19 protein-coding genes and 1 pseudogene are annotated in these 24,140 nt (G+C 45.9%); 8 read left to right on the plus strand and 12 right to left on the minus strand.

The genetic code is table 11. The features are described from left to right. Positions 1-174: 174 nt before the first annotated feature. On the minus strand, positions 175-1,494 hold the full coding sequence (locus J07HQW2_RS15360) for a M28 family peptidase (protein WP_021056557.1): 1,320 nt from the start codon (positions 1,492-1,494) through the stop codon (positions 175-177). Positions 1,495-1,800: 306 nt separating this feature from the next. Between J07HQW2_RS15360 and J07HQW2_RS15365 the strand changes: the two genes are divergently transcribed. Continuing rightward, entirely contained in the window at positions 1,801-2,328 is a 528-nt protein-coding gene (locus J07HQW2_RS15365) for a 2'-5' RNA ligase family protein (protein WP_021056558.1), read from the plus strand. Between the two features lie 376 nt (positions 2,329-2,704). On the opposite strand, the pseudogene J07HQW2_RS19195 reads toward J07HQW2_RS15365, so the two are convergent. The 4 genes and pseudogenes from J07HQW2_RS19195 to J07HQW2_RS19210 all read right to left on the minus strand — a co-directional run bounded on the left by J07HQW2_RS19195 (position 2,705) and on the right by J07HQW2_RS19210 (position 3,886). Continuing rightward, a pseudogene (locus J07HQW2_RS19195) lies at positions 2,705-3,094 on the minus strand (aldehyde dehydrogenase family protein). Further along, complete coding sequence (locus J07HQW2_RS19200; protein WP_021056560.1) at positions 3,063-3,359, minus strand: aldehyde dehydrogenase family protein; 297 nt, start codon at positions 3,357-3,359, stop codon at positions 3,063-3,065. Before J07HQW2_RS19200 ends, J07HQW2_RS19195 begins: the two are co-directional and overlap by 32 nt. Positions 3,360-3,501: 142 nt before the next feature. Then, the gene (locus J07HQW2_RS19205; RefSeq protein WP_303704243.1) at positions 3,502-3,735 is read right to left on the minus strand and encodes a hypothetical protein; all 234 of its coding nucleotides are present in this window, start codon (positions 3,733-3,735) and stop codon (positions 3,502-3,504) included. After that, positions 3,725-3,886: a hypothetical protein gene (locus J07HQW2_RS19210; RefSeq protein WP_303704244.1), complete on the minus strand. Its 162-nt coding sequence runs from the start codon at positions 3,884-3,886 to the stop codon at positions 3,725-3,727. Before J07HQW2_RS19210 ends, J07HQW2_RS19205 begins: the two co-directional genes overlap by 11 nt. A gap of 265 nt (positions 3,887-4,151) precedes the next feature. Between J07HQW2_RS19210 and J07HQW2_RS15375 the strand changes: the two genes are divergently transcribed. From J07HQW2_RS15375 to J07HQW2_RS15390, 4 genes are all read left to right on the plus strand, one after another. Beyond that, positions 4,152-4,667: an Lrp/AsnC family transcriptional regulator gene (locus J07HQW2_RS15375; RefSeq protein ID WP_021056562.1), complete on the plus strand. Its 516-nt coding sequence runs from the start codon at positions 4,152-4,154 to the stop codon at positions 4,665-4,667. Positions 4,668-5,636: 969 nt separating this feature from the next. Continuing rightward, the gene (locus J07HQW2_RS15380) at positions 5,637-7,181 is read left to right on the plus strand and encodes a CARDB domain-containing protein (RefSeq protein WP_021056564.1); all 1,545 of its coding nucleotides are present in this window, start codon (positions 5,637-5,639) and stop codon (positions 7,179-7,181) included. Continuing rightward, positions 7,178-7,897: an ABC transporter ATP-binding protein gene (locus tag J07HQW2_RS15385; RefSeq protein ID WP_021056565.1), complete on the plus strand. Its 720-nt coding sequence runs from the start codon at positions 7,178-7,180 to the stop codon at positions 7,895-7,897. Before J07HQW2_RS15380 ends, J07HQW2_RS15385 begins: the two co-directional genes overlap by 4 nt. Next, positions 7,887-9,029, plus strand: coding sequence for an ABC transporter permease (locus J07HQW2_RS15390; RefSeq protein WP_021056566.1), 1,143 nt, complete (start codon positions 7,887-7,889; stop codon positions 9,027-9,029). Before J07HQW2_RS15385 ends, J07HQW2_RS15390 begins: the two co-directional genes overlap by 11 nt. Positions 9,030-9,246: 217 nt before the next feature. On the opposite strand, the gene J07HQW2_RS15395 is transcribed toward J07HQW2_RS15390, so the two are convergent. After that, the gene (locus J07HQW2_RS15395) at positions 9,247-10,686 is read right to left on the minus strand and encodes a carotenoid oxygenase family protein (RefSeq protein ID WP_021056567.1); all 1,440 of its coding nucleotides are present in this window, start codon (positions 10,684-10,686) and stop codon (positions 9,247-9,249) included. A gap of 184 nt (positions 10,687-10,870) precedes the next feature. On the opposite strand from J07HQW2_RS15395, the gene J07HQW2_RS15400 reads away from it, so the two are divergent. Continuing rightward, the gene (locus J07HQW2_RS15400) at positions 10,871-11,746 is read left to right on the plus strand and encodes a PHP domain-containing protein (RefSeq protein ID WP_021056568.1); all 876 of its coding nucleotides are present in this window, start codon (positions 10,871-10,873) and stop codon (positions 11,744-11,746) included. A 335-nt stretch (positions 11,747-12,081) separates the two neighbouring features. Continuing rightward, complete coding sequence (locus J07HQW2_RS15405; RefSeq protein WP_021056569.1) at positions 12,082-13,974, plus strand: DUF2075 domain-containing protein; 1,893 nt, start codon at positions 12,082-12,084, stop codon at positions 13,972-13,974. 290 nt (positions 13,975-14,264) lie between these two features. Here J07HQW2_RS15405 and J07HQW2_RS15410 read toward each other — a convergent pair whose 3' ends face one another. The 4 genes from J07HQW2_RS15410 to J07HQW2_RS15425 all read right to left on the minus strand — a co-directional run bounded on the left by J07HQW2_RS15410 (position 14,265) and on the right by J07HQW2_RS15425 (position 19,450). Next, positions 14,265-16,505 carry an alpha-amylase family glycosyl hydrolase gene (locus J07HQW2_RS15410; protein ID WP_021056570.1) on the minus strand — a complete coding sequence of 747 codons (2,241 nt, stop codon included), beginning with the start codon at positions 16,503-16,505 and terminating at the stop codon, positions 14,265-14,267. A gap of 152 nt (positions 16,506-16,657) precedes the next feature. Beyond that, positions 16,658-16,858: an exodeoxyribonuclease VII small subunit gene (gene xseB / locus J07HQW2_RS15415; protein ID WP_021056571.1), complete on the minus strand. Its 201-nt coding sequence runs from the start codon at positions 16,856-16,858 to the stop codon at positions 16,658-16,660. 3 nt (positions 16,859-16,861) lie between these two features. Beyond that, complete coding sequence (gene xseA / locus J07HQW2_RS15420) at positions 16,862-18,034, minus strand: exodeoxyribonuclease VII large subunit (RefSeq protein ID WP_021056572.1); 1,173 nt, start codon at positions 18,032-18,034, stop codon at positions 16,862-16,864. A 417-nt stretch (positions 18,035-18,451) separates the two neighbouring features. Beyond that, positions 18,452-19,450: a YeiH family protein gene (locus J07HQW2_RS15425; RefSeq protein ID WP_303704245.1), complete on the minus strand. Its 999-nt coding sequence runs from the start codon at positions 19,448-19,450 to the stop codon at positions 18,452-18,454. 732 nt (positions 19,451-20,182) lie between these two features. On the opposite strand from J07HQW2_RS15425, the gene J07HQW2_RS15430 reads away from it, so the two are divergent. Beyond that, positions 20,183-21,088: a ribonuclease Z gene (locus J07HQW2_RS15430; RefSeq protein WP_021056575.1), complete on the plus strand. Its 906-nt coding sequence runs from the start codon at positions 20,183-20,185 to the stop codon at positions 21,086-21,088. 211 nt (positions 21,089-21,299) lie between these two features. On the opposite strand, the gene J07HQW2_RS15435 is transcribed toward J07HQW2_RS15430, so the two are convergent. Then, positions 21,300-23,072 carry a hypothetical protein gene (locus tag J07HQW2_RS15435; RefSeq protein WP_021056576.1) on the minus strand — a complete coding sequence of 591 codons (1,773 nt, stop codon included), beginning with the start codon at positions 23,070-23,072 and terminating at the stop codon, positions 21,300-21,302. A gap of 133 nt (positions 23,073-23,205) precedes the next feature. Then, on the minus strand, positions 23,206-24,057 hold the full coding sequence (locus J07HQW2_RS15440; RefSeq protein ID WP_021056577.1) for a sulfurtransferase: 852 nt from the start codon (positions 24,055-24,057) through the stop codon (positions 23,206-23,208). Between the last annotated feature and the right edge of the window lie 83 nt (positions 24,058-24,140).

The raw sequence follows: 24,140 nt of genomic DNA on the forward strand, positions 1-24,140 counted from the left end.
TATATATTTAATCATACAATTTTATATATAATTTATCTGAGATGGTCGCCAGCTCAGTTGCGACTTCTCTTCATGTGAACGTGGAGAAATCTGGAGGAGTAGATATGATCAGTGTACTGCATCAGTTATCTCTACAGGTGGGATCCACCAGACAATCTGCATGGACAACCAGAATTAATGATCCGCCACATTTGTATACGGCCAGTCACCGATAACCTGCATCCCCTCAGCACGGTTTTCACGTTCCAACTGGTCCGCAATTGCTGATGGCGAACGCTGAGTAACCGTTGTATCATCACTAGCAAGCTCTACAACCAGTTCGGTCAATAAAATCGCCTGCTCACGGAGATCACGGACAGATAGTTTGTCAAGCGTATCGGCATGAGTATGACCCCAGCCGCGACCAACATCACCTGTATTTGCTCGAACATGATATCCCGGGACACCCCATGTGACGTATGGCCAATGGTCGCTGTGTGGATTCAATTCAGGTGGTACCTCAAGCGGGTGATCCATGCGAGAAGCAACACGATTAGCAGCCTCGATAAGATCATCAAACCCGTGGGCATGACAAACTAATGTTCGATTCCGAACAACCCCATCATTATTGACAATTGCTTTGATATTATCATGATTGCGAAAATCAGCGTCGTACTGTGACCCGACAAGTCCGACCTCCTCAGCTCCATAAACAATAACATGAATACGAGTATCAAGATCAGATTCACGCTGTGCGAGTGCGCGTGCAACTTCAAGTACTACTGCAGTCCCAGCCGCATTATCAGCTGCTCCCTCTCCGATGTCATGGGCATCAACATGGCTTGTTAACAGAACGGCAGTGTCAGTCTCTGGACCAAGGTCTGCATGGATATTTTGACTTGTTGCCTGATGAACGTCTACATTAGTGCTAACAGTAACGTCATTGCCTGAAAACCGCCGAGAAAGTCGCTGACCGACCTCTTTTGAGACACCGACCGCTGGAATTTCCCCGATCGGAGCCTCCTCAGTTCCAACGCTACCAGTCGGAGGCAAGCATCCGTTGACATGATTTCGATAAATAAACGCTGCAGCCCCAGCTTCAACCGCTCGATAGTATTTTTCCCGACGATGAACGTAGCGATCGTGCCAGTCTGGAATATCACTGGCGGCAAGGACGACCGCGCCATCGAGGTCATGATTGAAATTAGACGGAAGTCCATGGTCAATATCAACTAACTTGCCAGTTATCCGTCCGTTTGGACTGCGGGGAAGAGAAATACAGTCCTGTGTCGTATCTCCAGCGTGTATCATAGCTGACCCACGCGCCCACCCCTGTATTTCAAAATTATCAAGATGTGCATCTCTTGCGCCAACAGCTGCGAGCGCATCACGTGTCGACTCAGCAGCACGGCGTTCTCCATCGCTACCAGCCATCCGAATGTCAGTATCGACAAGTCTCTCAAGATGCTTCCACCCGACATTGCTCGTGAATGTCTCACCAATCCAATCAGTCATAGATAGTTATTAGCAGTGCCGATTAAATGGTCTTTGTATGAATAGATATGAGATGTTTAATTAAATATGCATATAAATATATAGATGCTAAGTTATAGCTATATTTGAGAGAAGAAATATCGATATATCGGAATACCATACATCGAAGTCAAAAAAGCAATAAAATAGCTAAATCGAAGATCATCTACATCATTGGGTGCACTATGATTAGTTATGTACCTTGATAGACTCAAAGTGGGATGCCGTATTTTCGTATCATCGGGTTGATTCCACAAAACTAATACGACTGATTGAGAATAGCCATTCGTGTCAGATGAGTACTCAATATGGCTTCTTCCTGACCGCGACACGGATGCGTATCAGCATTTGTCGAATGTCATCAGTGAGTACGCACAGGTGTATGCGGACGCCCCGAAGTTCGAGCCACACATTACCGTCCTCGGTGGAATTGACACTGACATCGCAACGATACAAAACGGCATAGAAGATCTCGCCGAGGAATATAATCCAATCCAAGTGATATTCACAAAAGCACAGTGCTCAACAACGAAACATCAGTGTGTGTTTTTATTAGTTGAACCAACAACAGATATCCTCTCTGCGCACCGAACGATGAGAGATATCTGCAAGATTGATCAAGGCATGTATGTTCCACATCTGAGTCTCATATATAGCGAGATGAGTGTAACAGAGCGATTAAAAATAACTAATTCAATCGATATTCCATCATTTCAGAACAATATTTATGCTGATGAGATTGTGCTCATTGATACAGAAGGGGACGTCCCAGACTGGAATATCATCCAAAGTTGCGATTTATGCACAGGGCGGTGAGAGGACATGCCCTCTTAATATCAACGTCAGGTTAGCATCACTAACGCGGACAATTATGACAGATTTAGTATCACGTTAGTGTAACCACTACGGTCGAGAAGCCAATAAATGAAGAGGGGGTTCAGGCGTTCGACCAGCGCTCAATATATACGGTCTTATTAGTATAGAAACGAATGATATTCTCGCCCTGAGTATCTAAATCACCGAAGAAAGATTTTTTCCGACCGTCAAAATGAGACAACGCTATTGATGTTGCAGTTCCGGCGTTTACCCCGAGATTCCCGACATCCGAACCGCTCACGCGTTTGCCCCACTACTTGTGGATAGGCTTGCTGCGTTTCCGAATTCATTCCGATTGAGCGTTTTGATCGCCTCGTCATGATCCACCATGCAAGAGCCCGAGAACTGGTCCGAAGATCTCCTTACGTGCAATGGTCATATCTGGACCAATATCACCGAAAACTGTTGGATCAAGGAAACTACCATCTTCATGCTCATTGATGTTGATATCACGATTATCAAAAAGTAACTCAGCGTCTTCGTCAACGCCAGTCGCAATCAACTCTCAAACGCGTGACTCGTGTTCCGAAGCAATAACTGCACCAATGTCGGTTGTCTCTGTCTCGTCCATCCCATTACCTACAGTCTGCTTGCGAGCGCTCTCAAGCACGTGCTCTGTGAACTCGTCGTATACAGACTGTTCAACGACGACGATATCATTCGCTATACATCGCTCACCGCCACATGAGAACCCTAATGAGAGCATTATGAGCGGCGAAATTAAGACCTGCTGACTCAGTGATTATGATATGATTCTTTGCCCCACCCTGTGCCTGTACGCGTTTGCCGTGTGTAGCTCCGCGCTCACATACCGCTTTGGCGACCGGAGTGCTGCCGACAAATGATGCTCCAACGATATCGTCATGTTCAACCAACGCATTCACCGTATCAGCGCTCCCATGAAGAAGTTGGATAACACCGTCTGGAAAATCTGCACGGTCGATAAATTCGAAGAGTTGTTCCGCAACCACAGGATCCTGCTCACTTGGCTTCAAAATGAAGGGATTTACTATCGCGACTACACACAGAAGAGATCATAGAGGAATCATCCCAGGAAAATTGAACGAAGTGATCGCTGTGAAGACCTCGAGTGGCTTCCGCACGGTCGTCTCATCAATACCGGGGGCAGCATCTGGTAGGTGACCTTCCTGTATCATCGACGGGATCCCAACATGCTACTTCCACATTCTCAATACCCCGCCGCAGCTCATCGTTCGCTTCTGCAAGCGTTTTCTCATGCTCGCGGACAAGTACTTCCGCTAGCTCTTTTTGATGCGTCTCAAGTAACTGTTCTAATCTAAAAAAGCTGAATTTGTTCTTCGACCGGCGTTGGCTATCACGTATCAAACGCTTCTTGTCCAGCTCGCACATGTTCATCAATGTCAGTCTTTGAGCTAAATCCAACATGCGATATTACCCCTCCAGTTGCAGGATTGATGATATCTTGCCCGTCTTCACCGCCCGGCTCACGCCAGTGACCGTCTACATAATTACTCACGCTGTTTCAAGGTAGTATTGTATTGAGGGATATTACATGCATACTCTTATATTATTATCAGATAACTGTTCTCAATATTATTTTATATCTGATCGATGTACTGGAACGGTATACACTAATATACGTATATATCCAAACAATATTCATACTTTATGACGTGCGTATAGACTGTCAGAACAGCAGAAATCAAATACCGGTGTTGGTAATAATCACACGGTACAAAGTTGGTAGCACCACTTATTTTCCCGAACAGTATATACATAATATGATAGATAGAACGAAAACGTTCGATAATCTAGATGGGACAGATCTCGAAATATTAGAGATGATCGAAGCGGATTTCGACGTGAGCCTAGAGACCGTAGCGCAAAAACTTGACCTCTCAAAATCGGCGGTGCACTACCGCGTGAAGAAGCTTAAAGAAAATGGCATAATCCGCGGGGTGACTGCTGACGTTGACCCACTTGCACTTGGCTTGGAGATGGTTGCAATTACTGATGTTTCGGTCTCACATGAGGAAGGCTACTCGGAAGATATTGGAAAAAAGCTCATGACTGTTTCAGGGGTTGGAGAAGTATACTACACGATGGGTGATATCGACTTTGTTGCGATCAGTCGCGTGCAAACGCGCGATCAGCTAAACGATCTTATCGAGAGAATTGTTGCAATAGACGGCATTAACGAAACATCCTCAAAGTTCGTCATGGAAGAATTTCATGACAATCAAAATGTCAGCGGTAATCTCACCCAAGTGGGTCGCGAACTCATTCTTGACTCTTAGTTTAATTCGTGAATATACTCTTATAAAGAACAAAATACAGAAATAAATTTTCAGTAAGAAATTGTATATAATTTTTATTCTTACTATACGGCATGATCTTGTGGCAACTCAGCAATCAAACGCCAACAAGACTGAAAGCTTGAAAGAGTGCACATCAGGGACATGGACGCGGCAGCGTGATTTGATCCAACCGAGATTACCGATACAGAGAGCCTCATAGACGAATTAATACTCTCAGTCACTGCTGGCTGCGATAGCTTATGCCTGGGAATGCGAGCCCTCACGCAAAAACGAAAAGATTGGGAGGACTGAAAGTCGCCTGTAGGTGTGGTGTTGTGTTGACCCCAAAACGGTGAGGAATTGAGGCTTGTCTCCGGGGTACTTCACTATAATAACTTCAATACCCAAAATAACTGAACTCCCGGAGACTGTGTACGCTGAACAACTGACTGGAAGTTACTTTACTATATTATCCTATATGCTTAGAGCCTCTAGGGTTGTCAAGACCTCTTCAAGCGCACTAATGAGACCCTCAAGTGCCGATAGAGGATCTGCACTGCCTGTTGCAGCAGCGGCAGTGCCGCTCAATGCTATGAGAGTAATAGCTACAATTAGTGTCGCGAATATTGTTTTCCTCATAATTTACACTACAGCGAAGACGGTAAAAGATGTTTCGTGTATTGAGTGCAACAGAAATTATTGTCTCCACATTGTATGGCTTTGGCTTCACAATATAGGGGATAGTGGCATCACATATGATTGCCGTTTGTGCGGTTACCACAGTACAACTCTGTTAGCTTCAACAATAATTTAGGAAATACCAGCATATTTGATTCGACTCTATAATCTCAAACCGCAATACTGTCAAGCGACTGGAATCTAAGTTGCTATCCAACAACGTATTCAGCGTCCATATCCAATAATGGATAGATGAAACAATCTAGCCGACGCCCGAGGATGGCAATACTGATGACAATTGTCCTGCTTGTCATGGCAGTATTTGCCAGTGGTGTCGTAGCCGGGGTCCCTGCTGCGCGAGTTTCAGTGTCTGATGCGACGGTGACGCCTGCAACACCAACAGCAGGAGCCCCGACGACTGTTACTGCAACGGTTCGGTTGTCAGGTGGAAGTACCTCTGCGGTAACAGTTGATCGTGTTGAACTTAGCAGTTCAGATGGTGATACAGTGGCTAGCACCACCAACCTTGGCTCGCTCTCGGCTGGTGAGACACTAACGGTCCCGATCACGACGACATTCGACACACCAGGTGAGCACAATCTTCGAATCAGAGCAAGTGTTACTGACGCTGATGATGATGAGGAGACGGTCACACGACCAATTTCTGTTATCGTCGAGCAAGGTGTCCCACAAGTCACATTCGACGCACCGAATGCTGTCACAGGAGCAGATTCACCCGTGCAAGCAACAGTATCGAACCCAACAAACGCTGCTTTACGGAATTTATCGGTGGATATTAGATCACCTGAGGTGGGTGACCGTCGTGTCCGTGAAGTCCCAGTATTACCTGCTGGGGCAACAGCAACATTGAATTTTTCAGTTCAACCACAACAATCCGGACAGCAGCAGTTGCGTGCCGATATTTCATATTTAACCCCCGCAGGAACAATTCAAACTGTAGATACAACGCGACTGATTCGTGCGAAGCCATTAGCGAATGACGTCGGCATACGTGTTAGTCAATCTACAGAAAGTGATCAGAACGATGCAGGCGGAGTTGCAGGTGGAATTGGCGGGATTATTGGTGGACAGAGTGATCTCCAGGGCGGAGGATCACAACAAGACAATAACCAACAGGGCGAGGTCGCAGTAACTGTGTCGAACTTTGGAAATGCTCCAGTTGACTCTGTTGTTGTTATCCCACAAACGGCTAATGGGACGGTCGTTGAGGAGATTGGACGTGTAATTGTTGATGAAACATTATTACCAGGAACTGCATCAACTATTACCGTCAACACAGCACAAGCCCAGCAGATCGGGCAGTTGCGATTCGCTGCAGCATATGACCTTGCTGGTGAACGACACACTGTGGCTGCGGACTTTAATCAACGGGCTTCCGGTGCAGTTGACCTTACTGGTGTGAACCTCTCGGTTGATTCAGATGGGTCGGTCGATTTACGTGGTAATCTTGGCAACACTGGCGGCAGCGAGGTCTCTGGTGTGGTTGTAAGAGTAACGGGCAGTGAGTACGTCACACCTGAGTATCCGAGACAAAGCTACTTTGTTGGGACACTCGGTAGCAGTGAATTTGCACCCATTGAGTTAACCGCCTCAGCTGACGTTCAAAACGCAACAGAAGTGCCGGTTCGAATCACCTATACTGTCGGTGCCGACCGTATTGTTGAGACAACCATGGTCTCGCTTCCTCCAGATGACGAAATAAACGGAACCGGAACGACCCCAGGTGGAAGTGGAGTGGGTGTAATACTCAGTGTCGTTCTCGCTGGAGCAGTGGTTGCAATTAGTGCTGTGTTCATCATCAGGCGTCGACAATGAGTGAAAGCATCATTAATACCGAAACTGCAGGAAATACAGGGGATGCACAGTCAATTCCAATTAAATTACAGCACGTAACAAAGTCTTATGCCAGCGGCATGAATCGAGTAACAGCACTCGATACGGTCGATTTCTCTGTCAATCCCGGCGAAGTTGTTGCTGTAATTGGTCCATCGGGATCAGGTAAATCAACGATGTTGAATCTATTAGGTCTCCTTGATGAGCCAACTGAAGGTAGTATTCTTATTCATGACGAGCCTGCAACAGGATTATCACCTGCAGAGAAAACAACTGCTCGGCGTGAGACAATTGGATTTGTATTCCAAGATTTCCATCTAATCCCGACTCTCAGTGCTGTCGGAAATGTTCGACTACCTACAGCGTTTCTTCAGGACGATGCCACAGAACGTGCGGAGAATTTGCTTACCCGAGTTGGTCTCGGCGATCGCCTTCATCACACGCCTGATGAGCTCTCTGGTGGGCAGAAACAACGAGTGGCTATTGCTCGGTCGCTAATCAATGACCCAGATGTTTTACTTGCAGATGAACCAACAGGGAATCTAGATTCAGAGACTGGTGCATCAGTGCTTGAGGAAATTAGGACGATCGCTGATGAAGGGGTTAGTGTTGTTGCCGTTACGCATGATGATCTCGTTCGTGAATACACCGATCGGACGGTCGAATTGGTTGATGGTATATTAACAGATGCTTCGTAAACTGCTTGAAGAGCGATTACCAGCAGCTGTCTTGGCTGGACAGAATCTCTCTCGCCAACGGGCTCGAGCAGCGCTCGCAGCACTTGGGATCGTCATTGGTGTGTTTGCGGTTGTCACTCTTGGGACATTGGGGACTGCATTACAAGTCGCGGCTACTGCCGAACTGGGTGGGTTGGGTAATCAAGTAATTGTCAGTCCGTCTGAAGAATCGCCAAATGAGGCGCTAAACAGCCGTGATATTCAAGCCATTGAGCGTGCCTCCACCGGTCGGGGGACGGTGATTCCACTCCAGACGACTGGTGCAACGGCAAGCAATGGTGGGGCTCAGACTGCCACTCAGGTATATGGAACAACGACACCCAAAACATTATTTAATGCTGATGACTCCATTCCAGAGTTTCACCGACAAGGGGCGATTGTTGGGGCAGAAGTAGCAAATTCGATTGATGTCCAGCAAGGGTCGCAGGTGCAGGTGGGACCGAGCTCATATCGTGTGATTGCGATCCTCGAAACTGAAACCGGTATTTCACCTATTCAGGGAAACTCTGCAATTATTCTCCCGCCAGGTGCGTTCTCCACCAGTGGATACTCACAAGTAGTGGTTAAGGCAAACTCAGGGGAGGATGCGAATACGATTGCAACTGAAGTTCGATCGAGACTCAATGGACGAGAAAGTCGGGTCTCAGTATTCTCACTACAAAGCGTTCTTACGCAGATCCAGGAGTTCTTCGGTTTGTTAAATGGGTTCTTACTTGCAATAGCAAGTGTTTCGTTGGTCGTTGCGGGTGTTTCCATATTTAATATCATGCTAATGACGGTCTCGGAACGCCGCGGCGAGATTGGTGTCTTACGTGCGGTAGGGATTCACCGCCAGCAAGTGCTTCGAACACTCGTTATCGAGTCAACGCTGTTGGGTGTCGCCGGTGGATTTGTCGGGGCGTGCGGCGGAGTAATCACGGTAATCGCGGTTGGAATGAACACACAACTTCCGATTTCAGCGATATTTGTCCCAACAAATGCGATTATTGTTTTCGTAGGGTTTGGGTTCGGCGTGATTGTTGCCCTTATCGGAGGACTGTATCCAGCGTACAAAGCAGCCTGGGAGCCGCCGGTTGAATCGCTTCGTGGGTGAGTCTACATAACTGCGTCAATCCCATATTCTCATCAGTTCGTCTACAGTGTCTAGGGTTCAAAACTAAGCGATGAGAATTGAAAATGTACCTTATTCAAATTCAAACCGAATCATCTCACGAGATGTTTCCATCTGTTAGTGTAGCACTGTATGTAGTAAATTGATATGAGAATATCTATCTGAGCTGCAACTCATGATATCTGCCAAGCAGATTTGGTTAATTTCGAATATGACTCTCAGTCTGCATAGTCTGTGTAGGCTGCGATGACGAGAAAAAGCGACCATGAAAGCCAAACGGCTCCGGATGTGGCAGTGGAGCCTGTGCTTGTATTTCGAGTGTTGATGCATCGAATATCATCAGAGTTGTTTGATCCTGTTCAACGTTGAGTGCTGGCGCAATCACAACACCATCGTCATCAGTATCTGCATTTGGGTTTCGAATCGGGAGTGGCTCTTCAAGATATACAGATGATTCCCACCATTTGCGTGTCTCTCCAGTATCGCAATCGAGTTTGACCAATCCATTTCCACCATCCTGATCTGTCAATTGTGCATAGGTGTAGCGATGACGTCCACTGACATCAGCCTGTGCAACACGTGGTAACTCCATACCAACTTCGCTGAGCGGTAAGCGTTCAACGGATTCATCCGTTGTCTTAATTCGATATCGGACAGGAACCCCATCCGGAGCTGGATTTGAGCTAAATGTATCTAATTGTTGCATCTGCATCGCATCAAGAACACGATTATCTGCATATTCAACCAAGTCTAACACGACTGTATCGCCGTCAAGATAGGCGTTGATATGATGAAAGACGAACGCTGAGTCCACAACTGGGTCTGCGATAAGCTCACCACTGTCTCGTTCGATTACCAATACTCTCATTCCACGATCTGGTTCCCAATTAAGTAAATCTTGGATCCCCTCGGAGAATGGATTGAGCGCCTGTAACGCGGAAATGACAAGTGGAACTTCAACAAGCACGACATGATCGTCCGTGACACTACAATCATGCATGTACGCTGGTCCACGCGCATCAATTGATGTAATGCGCTCTCGCTGTCGACTATCATATGGGATTTTATAGATATGATACTGCGGCACACGACCGAACTGTGTGGCGAATCCGATATGTTCACGCCGGTCCTGATCATCGACAAGATGCGCCGCAGTGAGGTGCTCGGTCATATCATCAGTAAACTCAAAGTCACTTTGTGTTTGCAATGTGTCAAGATCAAATGATACTCGACGTGGTGCCTCAGTCAGTGCGACATATTCTTTATCGATACGTGCAACGTGCACATTTGCGTTATCTGTCGGCGTTGGAAGCCCTGAACGGAGTGGTTCAATTAATCGTCGCCATCCTCGTGTATCAGTTCCAAATTGACCAGTGAGTCGACCGTCTGCCGCATCTGCATATGCATCACTTCGAAGGAATCGGTTACTATACTCGATATTACCGTCAGAAAAACTATATCGCCGTAACATCGCCAATCCATCAAACCAGTGGCTAACGCGTGTTCCATCAATATCAAACAGCCCTGGTCCATTCCGGATCAATGTCCCCTCAAGCCACGTGGGAACCGTCCCTTGAGCTTCTAACTGTTTATTATTGACCTCTGATTGAAGAGAGCGGAACCCGGGGTGAGTCGACATACACAATATAATTACTTCAAACGAAATTGTCTTTCGACAGGCACTCAAGACATTAGCACGCGTAGTTGCGATTAATCATAAACTGCAGATCAAGGGTGAGCCGACGAGTAGATGAGTCATCGCGTTGATATGCTGTATCACATGAGCGAGGTTATCAGACGCGTGCTCGTATTTGGATCTAGAGATGCTAAACGAACACGGATTTGCAGATCTACATGTCCATACAACTGCATCTGATGGGATGGATACACTTTCTGAGCGGTGCGTCCATGCTAAGGAAGCTAACCTCCCTGTATTTGCTGTAACCGATCATGATTGTCTCCATCCAGCGTTCTCAGAGCCGATTATGAAAACAGACCATTGCGCTATCATCAGTGGTGCTGAGATTCGAGCCGGTGTTGCGGGGCATGAAGTCGAAATTCTCGGTCTCTTTTTAAATCCGACATCTACAGAACTCCGAGATGTCCTCGAACGCGTTCAACAGCACCGGATTGATCGTAATCAGGCAATTGTGCGCGCACTCCGTACTCATGCTGGATTGGAAACTACTTATGAGACGCTCATCAATCGTGTTGATGGTGTATTAACACGCCCACATTTAGCTGAGCAACTGAAACGTGAGGACATTGTTGAATCACATGATGCAGCATTTCAGCAATATCTCAAATCTGGCGTCAAAACACATGAGCCACTGCAGTTAGTTGAGTGTGAAGAAGTTATCAGCGCGATTCACGATGCAGGTGGCGTTGCATCGCTTGCCCACCCCGGATATTTTCAACCTCCTGAATCAGATCGCACAGTTGACTCACTTGCCTCATTGATCCAGAGACTCCAAACGGCAGGATTAGACGCAATAGAGGTGATGTATGAGTATGGTGAATCTGGATTTAGCGCTCCAAGAGCAGCGGCGTTAGCAAGCGATATTGGATTGTTACAAACTGGCGGTTCAGATTGTCATGGATCGAAGAACTCAATAACAACTATTGGAGATGTCCGAGTATCTCGACCAGAATTTCAACGTCTCTATCAACGAGCAGATACCGCTATCAGTCCGTATTAGTATTCGTCAATAGATGATATCAGCGGGACTGCTGACACATAGCGTATAGCAAGAATATTACCTACTCCTCTTGGAAAAATATCATAATCTACAGACTTAGAGGGAGAGTGCCTCGGGGCTTGACCCCGGGTTGTTCACCGTCACGATAGTGCGGCTTGATATCTTATACATGTCGAATATATAATAATTGAGCCGAGAGTATTCAGAACTCAGACTCTTAGATATTGACTCCTCTAAGTTATCGCTCGTTTTATCTGCCTGTTGAAGAGAGATACTGAGCGAGACAGGGGACTGATTATAACCACAGCGATTCTATCTGTTGACACGAGCTGTCAATGTTTGTGTATGAAAGTACAAAATCTGAATTCTTGGACGACATCCTCGCAGGAGAGTTAATCTCAGAGATTAAACAAGGATATCAGTCACAGGGGGTCGGAATGGGCGCCGCTAATGAAATTCGGTCCTGGAAGAATTCACTACAGTACATGCACACTGTTTTGATTAACAGTTCGGTGCCAGATAATGCAGGAGTAGCAATCGAATTTAAAATCCCCCTTACCTCTCGCCGAGTTGATTTTCTCCTTTCAGGATATGATAAGGCAGACAATGCGAATGTAATAATCATCGAACTCAAACAATGGGGCGGTCATAGCACTCAGACAGTCACAGACAAAGACGGCATCGTGAAGACTCCACTCGGAGGCGGTATACATGAGACGACACATCCAAGTTACCAAGCAGACTCATACGCTCAGTTATTGAGAGATTTCAACGTCAATGTTCGGGAAAAACCCATCAATTTGTATCCACTAGCGTATCTTCATAATTTTGAGTCAGAATATCGAGAAATACTTGATAACGATACATACCAGCCACATGTTGAGCAGGCACCGCTCTACATTCGCGAGGACACAAAGCAACTGCGTGCGTTTCTTGAGTCCCAGATCGACGTTGGGGACAACCGAAAGAATCTCTATGAGATGAGTACCGGGAAAATTAGACCGGCAAAGTCATTACAAAGCTCATTATTAGAGATGCTCGAGAGTCAAGACGAATTCACATTAATCGATTCGCAAAAAGTCGTCTTTGAGAAAGCGGTCAAACTAGCAGTACAGTCACAACGTGATGGGCAAAAGCGTGTCTTACTCGTCGAGGGTGGTCCGGGAACAGGCAAGACAGTTGTTGCGGTCAACATCCTTGCTGAATTAATTCAAGAAAACATGATTGCACAGTATGTTTCAAAAAATCGAGCGCCACGAGAGGTCTATGAGCAAAAACTTCGCGGAGATAAACTCGTCAAAGAAATCAAACATTTATTCACAGGTGCGGGCAGTTTTGTTGAAACAGAGTCGAACACGATTCCTGCATTGATTGCTGATGAGGCTCACCGGCTGAATGAGGAATCAACGTTCTTCGGTCGAGGTGAAAACCAGATCATGGAGATTATCAACGCTGCCAAATTTAGTGTTTTCTTCATCGATGAAAGCCAGCGTGTCCATATCGACGACATCGGTTCGAAACAAGAAATCCGGCATCATGCGAATAATTTGGATGCTGAAATTGAGGAGATGACTCTCAAATCACAATTTCGATGTAATGGGTCAAAAGGATACATTGCTTGGGTAGACGACGTACTACAGATTCGACAGACAGCCAACGCAGATGGGTTTGATCTTGACTTTGATATACGAGTTTTTGATTCTCCACAGACTCTACATAACGTAATTGAGCAAAAGAATAAACAAAGTAACCTGTCGCGAGTTGTTGCAGGCTATTGTTGGGAATGGACAAAAGGTGGTCGTGCTGATCCCGCTGTTACTGATATCAAAATCAACGATTATGAGCGGAGCTGGAATCTTGATTCAAACGAGCCGTGGGCGATTGCTGAGGGATCGATTGAGCAAGTTGGATGTATTCATACCTGTCAGGGTCTTGAGTTTGATTACGTTGGTGTGATTATTGGTGACGATTTGAAATATCGTGACGGAAATATTATCGTAGATCATGAGGAGCGAGCAAGCACTGATAGATCATTATTTGGAATCAAGAAAATGTTTAGAGAGCATCCTGAGAAGGCGGCTGAGACTGCCGAAGAACTCATTAAAAATACGTATCGGACACTGCTGACCCGCGGAATGGAAGGGTGTTACATTTACTGCTGTGATGATGAACTCCAGTCATATCTTAAAACGCGGGTCGAAACCCTCAGTAGTTCCCACACGAGCTAACGTTATCCGAAGTCGGATACTCCGACCCAGTCATCACTAGACTCTGATCCCTGTCGTTGAATAATTTCAAAAGGAGATGGGTTGATGTTTTGCATCCCCAAAACACGGTGAACAGTGTTGCTACATGTCTTCTAATATAAAGCTGAAGCCATGGCGGTAGCACATATCTCACATTGGGTCTGATATATTCACGAGAACCCTGAAGCCGAAAATATTGTATTATTGATATAATATATAACTGGCTTATCGAAGACAAGGAGAATACCCGCATCTGCAGGCGCGGGAGGATGTCAAGACTGTGGTGGGACGCACTGTCCGAGTGCTGATGAGGTTTTGAGCACCGCCAACGTTTCAACTTCAATAGTGACAGTACCCTCAGATGGAGTTGTATCTACAGCTATGTCTTCACCACTGAATTGATCTATTGTATCAATCACTGCCCGAAGCTCCACTTGTCGAGGCTCTTCGGCGAAATTAATGATAATGAGCCGTTTCGGCTTATCTATGCCTGCATCTCGAGCAAACACGAGCACATCTTCAGACCGCTCACTCTGGTGAGTGACTCGGGTGAGTTCTGCACTCGTTCCAAACACAACTGACTCGTGATACAGCGTGATGAGGCGTTGATAAAAACTGAAATGCTCTGTTGGGAGCGTCGACCAATTCATAAACGCTCGCTTATATGGATCAGACTTGATATCATCGCTTTGAGTTGGATCGTCTGGATATGCAGATTTTCGACGCTGACCGTGCTTGGTGATCAATCGCTCTTGTCCGTAGTACAGCATGGGGATCCCAGGAAGTGTAAATGCCGCTGCCGCTGCTGCTCGTTGGACCTTTTCTGCAGCAGTTCGCTGACCGAGCATACTCTGATGCGTCAATCGAGCTTCATCGTGATTTTCTGTCGCATTGAGTAAGTGGGTGTGCTGCGGAAACCCATCATTCCGACGAGCTGCGATATCATCTAAGAGATCTGTCGGCGGACGTTTTGTTTGGGCGACTGCATGCGCGGATCGCATAAATCCCGATGTATCGAAATGACAGTCAAACTCTGAGGCAGCAAAGCTAGCTTTTCGAGGGATTGCTTCATCAAGAAGGAAAAATTCAGTATTCTGTGCCCGAACGCGCTCGCGAACCTCAACCCAGAAGCTGTGCGGTACTCCCCATGCAATATCACAACGAAAGCCATCAACCCGTTTAGCCCAGAAATTGATTACAGCGAGGAGGTGCTCTCGCAGTGCAACATTACCGTAATTAAAATTTGGCTGATATCTCACATCAAAGAAACTTGTCTGCGCGGGAGCGACATCACTCTCTGTTGGTCCTTGCTGACGATCAAACCAATCAAAATACTTTGAGTCAGTGTTCCAGGATACAATCCCCGGGAAATCGCTGACGTTATTCGCATCCGAATCAGAATTCAACTCCGAAATAGTGTCTTGAAAGAACGTGTGTGGCCATCCACAGTGATTAATGACGAGATCGAAACATACCCGAATATCGTGTTCATGACAACGCTCAACGAATGTTTCAAATTCTGCTAACGTACCCAAATCATCGGCTACATCAAAATAATTGCTCGCGCTATACCCATGTGGTCCACCTGGGGCATGCTCCACGGTTGGACTCCATGCAGGAACAATTGGCGTTAACCATACCACATCGATATCTAACGAGTCAAGATATGAGACTCGTTTACTCAGCGTCTCAAATGTAGTTTGACCGGGAGCCCCTGCAAATGACCGAGTAAAGATCTCATATATTACAGCTGTATCAAGCCAATGAGGTGGACGATTTGGGTGTGAAACTGTCTCCGTCTCAGGGTCAAGTAGTATTTGATCACGCACACCAACACATTGACCGTCAAACGGAGCAGCATACACACTTGTTGGTGTAGTTAATGCCGTAATTGGAATCCGCGCTTTTGTCTCACTGACAATAATATCCTCAGCGTCAAGCTCACTTGCATCGTGTGGGAGAAACTCAACAGTGAGGTCTGATTGATATGCATCGCTATTTGCTGCAAGTGTTGGGTGTGACTCAATCACGAAGGATTCTGTCTCGGAGTCATAATAGCCATCAAGACTAATTTGTGGAAGAGCGTGAGCGTCATCGTCGGCTATACCAGATGGTTCATTATCTCCATCCGGATTATCGAATACGCGAATTGTTAGTTCATGAACCCCATCAGGGGCTTCTAGTTCAATCGTATATGTTCCCGGCTTATCTGGATTGAACTCAGCGGTATTGTGTAATCCATGATCATAGCGTTCTCGATGGTCGTATGGACTCAGTGCATGCGCAATTGTGGCTGAACTCTGTGGTGGCTGATTCACCACACGCCAACTGAATGCATCTGCATCGTAGTTTGCAGGATCTTGCTGTGGCTGTCCTGATATCGTCGGAGCAAGATTATCCCGGTCAAATCCGTGTTCTGTATCAACAAAGATGGGATCAACAATGCAATCACCGAGAGAAAGAAAACGAGGGGGTCCAGGGTGGTGACCACGATGCAGCGTTTGATCCGACATTACTTACTGGCTAAGTTGAGAGTAATGTTGACGCTTTGGGAATCGGGCTTTATGCTCACCAGCGATCATGTATATCTCAGTTTATGTACATAATCCAATATCCTGATGCATAGTGCAAGCACGGGAGGAGGTCAACGTGTCTCGATCATGATCTATACTCGTTCGATTACTTCACTCTCTCCGAGGTCAAACTCATCTTCAAGATCTCTGAGGAGACGTTCCCCTTCGTTGTGTAGCTGCTGTGCCTGCTCTAATGAGACATCATCATCCTCGAGTCTGGCAATAATAGTCTCTAGACGCTCAATTCTTGCTGTGATTGAATCATCGTCTCCGTGTGCTTGATTGTCGGTCATATGTTAAATGAATAAAACTACCATTACTGTAGCAAGTGCTATAATTAATATTGTTATGACAAGACGCTGTCTTTTGATTGTGCGCTTATACGGCTTGATGACTTCAGCTTTCTCACGCTCATGTTCTTTTTGTTGTTTAACTGCATCATATGCGGAATCAAGTCGGCTGGACAATGATCTGAGTTCATCACTAACCTGACGCTCGTAAGCGCTATCTAGACGGTCATAGCGTTGTTGAATTACCTCTTCAACAGCATCATTGTATGCACGATCGAGATCAGTCGAGAGTCGTTCAATTTCTTCTAATAACTCATTTTTTTCTGGAATAACGTTGCCAACCTCAGTCGGTGTCATGACACGTTTATCTGCGACTGCCTCAGCAAGTGTTCGGTCGTTTTCATGTCCAACACCGACCACGATGGGCGTTGTCGTCTCGTGGATCACACGACACAATGGTATCTCATTGAATACACGGAGATGTTTTTCTGCGCCACCACCACGAGTCAAGATGATCAATTCAATTTGTGGGTCATCATCAAGATGATTGATTGCCTCAATCAATGATACTAATGCATTATTTCCTTGAACACTCGTATCTTGGATAGTAATATCAATATCTGGATAGTAGTCATGGATACTTGTCACCGCATCTTGACGAGCGTCACTATCACCACTAGTTGCAATCCCAATTTGGGTGGGAAGATCCGGAAGTGGCTGCTTGGCTGCGTCATCAAGATAACCACTTTCCGCGAGTGTCTGTTTGTTTTCTTGATACGTCTGCTGGTATATCCCTTGTCCGACTGCAATTATATCTCGAACAAGAACTGAAACGCTGCCCTCATTCTCATAATACGAAATATCGCCACTAACTGCGGCTAATGTTCCCTCCTCAATATCTTTGCTAATACCGTCTAGCCGAGAGCGGAAGATTACACAATGAAGCGATGAACCCTCATGAACTAGATCAAAGTGACCATGACCGTTTGAAGAGACACTATAATCCGAAATATCTCCCAGAATATACTCATGATTAACCGCTGGAGTGCCCTCTATGAGATCTGCAATTTCTGTATTTATATTATTCACAAACGCAATATCTTCACTATCGAGTTCCGTCTCCAGTGAGGCGTGGTCCGTTATGATATCAATATCACCACTCCCCGGCTCAGTACCCATATACTCTTTATTGAACTCTCACTCAGAAATATCTGTATCATGACAGCGTCACCGAGTAAGTATGATGCCGATATCAATACTACTCAGAGGCATCTATGTGTGATATGACTGGACGTAAATATAGATGTCTCTTATGATCTGAATAGCAAAAAATAGAACTGAATGCAAATAGAGCAAGGATATTCGCGCATATCAATTAAATCAGGTTAGTATTTGTTAAATACTGTAATAAAGATTCACGCGTAGTATTATATATTTGTATTAATACATACAAACAGCAAAAATGATATTTCATACGCAATACAGAGTCATATATCGGATACAAGAATTACCCAGAGCTCGCAAACTATGGATCATAAACACTCAATCAGAAACGAAACATAAAACTCACAAATCATTATCTCAGTGTCCACCATTTCAGAATACTGACTGGACGGCAAACAGAGTAATTACGCTGATAGTGAGGAGATACACCAATACGGTCAAAAATGGTCGGATCCCAGTTTGTCGAAGCTTCTGTAGTTGTATTTCACAACCTAACCCGACAAATGAGAAGATGAAAAACCAATCTGAAGTTGCTGTCATAGTATTTACAATTTCAGTTGACGTGCTTGGCATATTGGCAATGGCTGCAACAATGAAGAACCCGATAAGGAACTTCGGAAAGTTATCATAGAATGTGTATAGCGATATAGACTGATCATCATCAATTGAATATCGAAAGGAATAGAGGACTATCAGGGGTCCCATGAGAGAGTTTCGTGTGAGTTTCGTCAGCGTTGCCCACTTACCAGCAGTGTGGCTGAACGCGAATCCAGCGGCTGTAACTGGGCCTGTGCTAAACATGCTGAGACCAGACCAAACGCCAAACGACACTGAGGACATGTTGAGTAGATTTCCAGCGATTGGAAACGCGGCTAATGTTATGACATCAAACATAAGAATTGTTGCTGTCGCGTATGCGATGTCGTTTTTTGGGGCATTTGTGGTCCCAGCAACGGCAAGAACCGCGGAGACACCACAGATGCTTGATCCCCCTGCAAGCAATGCTGGAACATGACCGGAGAGACCAAACACATATCGAGCGAAGAATTCAACAAGAAGAACACCGGCGCCGACAGTGGCAACGACCAATATAACAATCGATGCCCCGCCGTTCATCATATCTTGTACTGAAATGCTTGCTCCTAGCAAGATAATTCCCACTTCAAGGAGGAGTTTATATGAATCCACACCTGGCTTCAGTGATTCCGGAATTCCGTAGCTATTCGAAATAATGGCACCGAACAGTATAGCAAAAATTAACGGTGTCCCCCATTGGGTCTGCGATCCAATTACCTTCGCTGTGACACCAAAACATAATAAGAATATGAGCCCAGGTGCTATGTCCACCATCGATCGAGTGGATATACTCATTACATGTCACCGTTGATGAAAATCTGCAGACAGTGAGAGTAAAAATGATTGCCTACTATCTCTGGCATAATCCGTGTCATCGGTGATAATGATATTCTCAAGTAAGTATGAGTGCTTCTCTATCGGGACTAATATATCACTTGCATTTAATTGAGCCATACTCGCGATTCCATATCTCGGTACATTCCGCACGCTTTGGCTATCGATCATTCATGCGATCTAGGATGAGTTTTTTACTACTTGACCCAACATATGCTGGTTGTGCTTATTTTCCGAATTCCGTACAGCACCCTTAGTATGAGTATTACTACACTTCGTATGATGGAACAGAGAGCGTAGTGCTGTTTCCACGTATTTATTTTGAGTTGATTCAAGCCATGGGAAGAACTCAGTGAACTACCCCGACCTACTCAGCCGTCAAAGGCGACTTCCTTGAGGAAGGGGTATCGCCCTCAAATTTAGATAATACAGCTGTCCAAATTTGATAGTATCATAATGTAGAATATGTTATAAATGATATGTTCACTCACCTTGCTCACTGCTTAAATGAAGACGATATAACATGTCTATGACTGTATAGACTATCTAACTATCTGTTCACTCAGTATTACATTAAGATATGCATACTGATGATGAAAACCTAATCCGCATCACACAATCTGTCTATCATTCTGGGTTGGTAGATAACATGTAATGCACGTGATTTAGCCATATGCATGTCTATGTTGAGATATGCAGGTTACTGCCATCGGGACAAGCGGTGGTCTTCCTACCTCACAATACGGGACGAGTTGTATCTATTTGAATTTATTCGGCGATAAGATCCTATTTGACTGTGGAGAAGGGTCCCAACAGCGTTTGATGAAATACGATTCATCACCAAACGTTGATGCTGTTTTCATTAGTCACTTTCATGCAGATCACACGCTTGGACTACCTGGGCTTATACAGGCGCTTGAGATGGATGAACGAGAGAGACCGCTTGATATCTATGTTCCAGAACAGCGAAAACAACGAACAAATGATATGATCACAGGCGCATACGAGTGGCCAAGTTATCCAGTCAAGATTCATGGGTATGATGAGAGTGACCCAGCAATTCAAACAGACAACTATACTATTCAACCATTCAATACTCCTTACACAGAGCACTCACATGGACTTTCTGTACAAGAGACACCCAAGCGAGAGTTTCTTGTTAAGAAAGCTCAAGAACTCGGGATTAATCCCGGTCCAAAATATGGAAAATTACAGAATGGTCATGCTATTGAGACGGATGATGGAGATACCGTTGAACCTGAGGATGTGTTGTCAGAACCAAAGCCTGGACGGAAAATAGTGTACACCGGAGACACCAGACCATCTGATGCTATCATCGATGCAGCCTCAGACGCTTCATTATTAATCTATAGTGCAATGTTTACCGAGGCGCTAGCAGAGAGAGCTCGTTCAACTGGTCATTCGACCGCTTCAGAAGCAGCTCAGGTCGCATCCAAATCTGGTAGTCAAAAGATCTGGCTCACGCATATTTCACCGAGACACGAGGGTGAGGAACAGAAGCTCAAATCACAAGCAAACAACGAATTTGATGGAGAGATTGCTGTCGTCAGAGATGGAGACGTTACACAAATAACGTAATTCGTTTTGGAATCAAATCGAGTGTTAAATCGTTTGATGATTGCTTATAGATAATAGATACACGGTCAGATAGATAACAATCCCAATTTGGCTTACTCACGATGTCATGTTGATTATCTCTTTTTAGCAGTTTGTAGGCGCTAAGCCGCCGTCCTCAAGTCAAGGAGCGATCGGCGGAAGCCGTGAGCGAGTAGGGTAGTTCGCCCAAAACTCAAAGATTCTGGAGACACGCAGCCGTTTGATACTGCAATAACTGAGTTGCTGTCCCGCCAGCCTGCAACAGACGAAGGATGGATGACAGAGCGGAAACAGCGTCCGAATCGATCGATAAAAACTGATCTGTTATCGCAAAGTCAGACCTATCATCTAGGTCGCTTCGAAGGACACCACAACTAGCTTCAGCCGCAATGACAATGATCGATTCTGAGCTGAATTCTTCATGTGCGATACGAAGTGCTTCGTCATGACGCCCATCATCTACCGCCTGTTTAATTTCACAAAGGTGTGCATGACAGTTGACTCCTGATTGAAGCTGAGATTCCTCAGAATCAAACTGCTGATACTGATCGAGCGCGGTTTCATATTCACCGCGTTGCTCAGCCTGACGAGCGGTCGCAACCGTCTCAATCGCCTCTAGCTTTCGGAGATGCATATACTCCTGTGGGGACTGCTCCGCAGCAGATCGTGCACGGTTACTGGCAGTGTGGACTTTCTCATAATTGCCCGTTTCAAATGCAACGTGTGCGGACGCCTCAAACTCTCTACATTGGTGGACTGAGCGCGTGCCGGTGATTGCAGTCTCAATTTCGTCAGCACTTCGTGATTGCTCAGGATTCTCGGCGACAGCTGCAGGGTCAAACTGATCGAAGGTTGCCCATGCTGTCCGGTGTAAATATGTTCGAGTTTCCCAGTCATCTATTGCATGTGCAGCGTGCCGGATTGATTTGCTCAGGTACTTGATCGCTCGTACCATGTCAATAGCGTCGATTGCCTGTGCTGCTCTGACATATGCCTCAGCGACACTCCACCACTCAGGCGGAAGATTGGAAGCATGTGTTGAGAGCCACCGACCTCCGCCCGCCTCAATAGCATCTGCTATATGTCGATATGACTCAGCATATGCCTGTTTTTTTCGATCCCACGTCGCTGGGTGTATGCGGTCAACCGCCTGTAGTTGCCTCCGTGCGACGATGAGTTCAGCTCGCGTGATATCATCTCCCCCATGCCGATACTCCTCAACGAGATTTGAGGCTGTAAAGTACAGATAATCACTCACTCGTGCGGATGATGGGTCAGCATGTAATGCAGCCTCATAGAGACGCTGCTTGTCAGGGTCGGTAGGCGACCGTTCTTCAGCGGCTTTATGATACTCTGCGGCTGTCATTTCTGGTTCTACTCTCGGGGGCGATACGTTTTCAAGATACTGCAGCACAGTGGTGTTGATGTTGGCTTGTGGGTCATCAGAGACGAGTAACTGCTCTGTCAGTCGAACCCGTGCAAGATATTCAATCGCATCTCGCTGATTTGCTGGTGTCGCTTTCAGCAGTGATTCACAGGTTTTGCGAACGTCTGTTGATGACGAGACATCGTCATATAGGTGTTCGATAGTTGTTTTGACGACCGTCATTAATGTAGGAACCTCGACATTTAATCGCTGAAACGCCTGTCGACGTCCCTCAAGTTCGGCGAGAGTATCGACGGCATAGGCACGACCACGAGGGCTCTTTCCCAATACCATATTCTTGAGACTCCGATCAAGTCGGTCCTCAATTCGGGAACGGACTGCTCCGGTCGGTCCTTGAGTTAAGAATACACTCCGAAGCCGAACATACTCATCAAACGTTTCGAGTGATTTTTGTGCATTACTTCGAAGCGTAGAGTAAAATTCAATCTCCGTTTCATATCCATTTGCAAGAGAATCGTATATATCTGGATTAGTAACCAATGCCGCTGCTTGCTCGGCAGGGCTTGATTGGTGAGCCATTTCAGTACTAGCTATTAGAGTGTGACCCACATACCTTCATCGGCGAACACCACCTGCTGACTGCATCATAAAATAAAATAAGCTCAGTTCAGCAGATGTTAGATCATAGTCTGCGGGTCGTGATACCTTATGATTATTCGTCTCGCTCGACAGGAAGCTCTGAGTCTGCTGTCCACTCACTGAGCGAACCATCGTACACAGCGACATCGGTGATGCCAGCCTGATGTAATGCCAATGCCTCGCTGCTTGCTGCGATACCGGCACCACAATAAGTGATAACATCGTCAGCCTCTGTGGCACCGACCTCTGAGAACTGCTCTTCTAACGCATCATCAGACGCGTATGTGCCGTCAGTGTCAAGCACACCATCATCGCCGAGTGCAGGCACGTTGACACTATTTGGAATCCGTTCAGCAGCGTGATCATCTGATTTAAGCGCATTAATCACACATGTACCGGAATCCTCGGTCTTACTGCGAACATCTTCCTTATTCGCGACGAGCTCTGGGCGATATTCAGCGGTGAAGTCCGTTGATTGTGGCGTTTTTACCGATGAGGATACCGGTCGATTTTCAGCCGTCCATCGAGGCCAACCGCCATTGAGAACACCAACCTGATCATGTCCAAACACACGGAACATCCACCATAGGCGGGCCGCCCATTCATTATTATTCCCTTCATTGACGGTGTCGTAAAGAACAATCCGGGAATCATTGCTAACACCTAACTCACTTACTGCAGAGGCAAACGCATCTGATGTTGGTAACTGAAATGGGTACTCTGGATTATCTGTCTCTGAGAGGTCCTCAATAAGATCGGCAAATTGACTCCCTGGAATGTGTGCGTCACTCCAGTCATCATACCCGGATTTAACACCTCCAGGCTGTAGATAGACCGTACAATCAAGAATCTGCACATCAGGGACATCAAGTCGATCTTCGAGCCAGTCCGGGTCAACAAGCGTTGGTACAGAATCAGTAAACATATTCTGAATGCAATTCGTGGACAAATTAATGTTCATATCGTAGATTCTCACTAGCGCATTTACGAGCAGACACGGCGAATGCC

It is taken from the genome of Haloquadratum walsbyi J07HQW2, assembly GCF_000415985.1.
Taxonomy (GTDB): Archaea; Halobacteriota; Halobacteria; order Halobacteriales; family Haloferacaceae; genus Haloquadratum; species Haloquadratum walsbyi_B.

Bases quoted from the DNA above. Each gene is read 5' to 3' on its own strand.
- J07HQW2_RS15360 (WP_021056557.1), bottom strand. From the start codon at position 1,494: ATGACTGATTGGATTGGTGAGACATTCACGAGCAATGTCGGGTGGAAG.
- J07HQW2_RS15375 (WP_021056562.1), top strand. From the start codon at position 4,152: ATGATAGATAGAACGAAAACGTTCGATAATCTAGATGGGACAGATCTC.
- J07HQW2_RS15380 (WP_021056564.1), top strand. From the start codon at position 5,637: ATGACAATTGTCCTGCTTGTCATGGCAGTATTTGCCAGTGGTGTCGTA.
- J07HQW2_RS15385 (WP_021056565.1), top strand. From the start codon at position 7,178: ATGAGTGAAAGCATCATTAATACCGAAACTGCAGGAAATACAGGGGAT.
- J07HQW2_RS15390 (WP_021056566.1), top strand. From the start codon at position 7,887: ATGCTTCGTAAACTGCTTGAAGAGCGATTACCAGCAGCTGTCTTGGCT.
- J07HQW2_RS15395 (WP_021056567.1), bottom strand. From the start codon at position 10,686: ATGTCGACTCACCCCGGGTTCCGCTCTCTTCAATCAGAGGTCAATAAT.
- J07HQW2_RS15400 (WP_021056568.1), top strand. From the start codon at position 10,871: ATGCTAAACGAACACGGATTTGCAGATCTACATGTCCATACAACTGCA.
- J07HQW2_RS15405 (WP_021056569.1), top strand. From the start codon at position 12,082: ATGTTTGTGTATGAAAGTACAAAATCTGAATTCTTGGACGACATCCTC.
- J07HQW2_RS15410 (WP_021056570.1), bottom strand. From the start codon at position 16,505: ATGTCGGATCAAACGCTGCATCGTGGTCACCACCCTGGACCCCCTCGT.
- xseB (WP_021056571.1), bottom strand. From the start codon at position 16,858: ATGACCGACAATCAAGCACACGGAGACGATGATTCAATCACAGCAAGA.
- xseA (WP_021056572.1), bottom strand. From the start codon at position 18,034: ATGGGTACTGAGCCGGGGAGTGGTGATATTGATATCATAACGGACCAC.
- J07HQW2_RS15425 (WP_303704245.1), bottom strand. From the start codon at position 19,450: ATGAGTATATCCACTCGATCGATGGTGGACATAGCACCTGGGCTCATA.
- J07HQW2_RS15430 (WP_021056575.1), top strand. From the start codon at position 20,183: ATGCAGGTTACTGCCATCGGGACAAGCGGTGGTCTTCCTACCTCACAA.
- J07HQW2_RS15435 (WP_021056576.1), bottom strand. From the start codon at position 23,072: ATGGCTCACCAATCAAGCCCTGCCGAGCAAGCAGCGGCATTGGTTACT.
- J07HQW2_RS15440 (WP_021056577.1), bottom strand. From the start codon at position 24,057: ATGTTTACTGATTCTGTACCAACGCTTGTTGACCCGGACTGGCTCGAA.